Below are 1,797 nucleotides of genomic sequence, written 5' to 3' on the forward strand. Positions count from 1 at the left end.
AGCCGGTAAGAACCACGTCACCAGCCGCAAACGATCAACGGCCGGGGCTGCAAGGGTTACTCAGCTAAGCCCGAGCTCCTACGGTGGTTGCCGTACCTTGCGCCGCGCGCTCGTGCCCGCTGGGCCCGCGGCCGCACCGCTCTGTACCGGGTCACACCCCAATTCCTGCTGTGGAAGCCGCCGTTCACCTGACCCGCAGACGATCTAGCTACTACCCTGGGTGATGTGTCCCACGAACCTTCGCCTCCGCCCGGCGGCCCCCCGCCACCGAGGCGACGGCAGCGGTTACGGGCTCGCTGGGCCGACCGGCACGCCCTACCCCGGTTCGGCTTCTGGCTGCTGAGCCGCGGCGCCGTGGTGCTGGCAGTGTGCGGGGTGCTGTACGTGCTGAACGGGTTTCTGATCGGCTGGGCGAACGCCTACGACGTAATGCTCGGCATCACCTCGCCCGCCGGCGTCCGTCCCCAGTGGTGCGCCTGGCCACTGTCCCTGATCGGCTGGGCCGCGATCCCCGCCATCGTCGGAGCGGCCGCCGGTTACGTCATCACCGAGCAGATCGACGCCCACCACGCGCGCGAGCTGAGCGACGTGCTCAGCGAACTACGCCGCCTGGCCGCACCCCCCAGCCCGCCACCGGCCTCCGGAGACGGCTCGTGATTACCCTGCACGACGTGCACAAACAGGGCAGCGAGGCCGTCAAGACCGCAGTTCTGGCGTTCGGCGCCCGTCATCCCCTCAACACCGTCCGGAACGCCGGACCCGACTGGGACCATGCAGAGCAGCACTTCACCCGCCTGATTGAAATCATCATGGGAGCGGCACCTCCGCAAGGCAGTGCCGCAGCCACCGTGCAGCGGGCCGAGAACGAGGCCATCAACTTCCTCCTGGCAGTCAGCAACCTGCCCGACTACCGCTGTCCCATCTGTGTCAGGCGCCAGGCCCCTGCTGTGAGTCCCCGGCCTAGGCTGGAGGCGACATGACGGACTACGAACGCGCCGAGCACGCAGCCCGCCTGCGCGGACTGCTCTACCTCGCCTGTCGCGAAGTCCCGGCCTCGGCTATCGAGTCCACCGCCGAAGCCATTACCCAGCACTCCGAGGAAACGCCCCGCGAACCAGTGCAGGAGGCCGCTGGCCTCAGCCAGCCGCCTCAGTATCCGGCCGATACGTTTCAGTTGAACCTGAGCCGCGCGGACCTGACCGACGCGGACCTGACCGCCGGGCTCCTGTATGGCACGAACCTGAGCCGCGCGGTCCTGACCGGCGCGGACCTGGCCTCCGCGTTCATGACCCGCGCGGACCTGACTGGCGCGGTCCTGACCCGCGCGAGGCTGACCGGCGCGAGGCTGACCGACGCGGTCCTGACCGGCGCGGACCTGACCGACGCGGACCTGACCCGCGCGAGGCTGACCGGCGCGGACCTGACTGGCGCGGTCCTGACCGGCGCGAGGCTGACCGACGCAGACCTGACCCGCACGGACCTGACCGGCGCGAGGCTTACAGGCGCTACGAACATGCGCCTTCCACTAAGCGCAATCTGGAGCCGGGAAACTCTGTGGCCTGCCAACTTGGCATCGGATATTGCCGAGCGCTCCGACGAGGTGAGTCCGGGCGTCTACCAGGTACGCGGCGGGCAGAGCCCAGACCGCAGTACGCTCCGGGTGTGACAGCCCCAGCAACCGCTGGCCCACGTACATTCAGCACCACGAGGGACAGCCATACCGGTATGACATCCTCGCGGGCTGCTCGACGGAGTAGTAGGTCAGTTGTTTGCGGCTGGTGACGTGGTTCTTACCGG

General features: G+C 68.5%; 3 protein-coding genes. All 3 read left to right on the forward strand.

Features of this window, described 5'->3' with window-relative positions; translation table 11 throughout:
• The first annotated feature begins 225 nt into the window (after positions 1–225).
• Genes ACZ7IB_RS49165 through ACZ7IB_RS49175 form a run of 3 tightly spaced genes read left to right on the forward strand, consistent with a single transcriptional unit; the run spans position 226 to position 1,666 of the window.
• Positions 226–657 carry a DUF6313 family protein gene (locus ACZ7IB_RS49165; RefSeq protein ID WP_470921884.1) on the forward strand — a complete coding sequence of 144 codons (432 nt, stop codon included), beginning with the start codon at positions 226–228 and terminating at the stop codon, positions 655–657.
• On the forward strand, positions 654–980 hold the full coding sequence (locus ACZ7IB_RS49170) for a hypothetical protein (RefSeq protein WP_470921885.1): 327 nt from the start codon (positions 654–656) through the stop codon (positions 978–980). Before ACZ7IB_RS49165 ends, ACZ7IB_RS49170 begins: the two co-directional genes overlap by 4 nt.
• The gene (locus ACZ7IB_RS49175; RefSeq protein ID WP_470921887.1) at positions 977–1,666 is read left to right on the forward strand and encodes a pentapeptide repeat-containing protein; all 690 of its coding nucleotides are present in this window, start codon (positions 977–979) and stop codon (positions 1,664–1,666) included. The genes ACZ7IB_RS49170 and ACZ7IB_RS49175 overlap by 4 nt, the downstream gene beginning before the upstream one ends.
• The last annotated feature ends 131 nt before the right edge of the window (positions 1,667–1,797 follow it).

This window comes from Streptomyces sp. NPDC037301 (genome assembly GCF_055602785.1).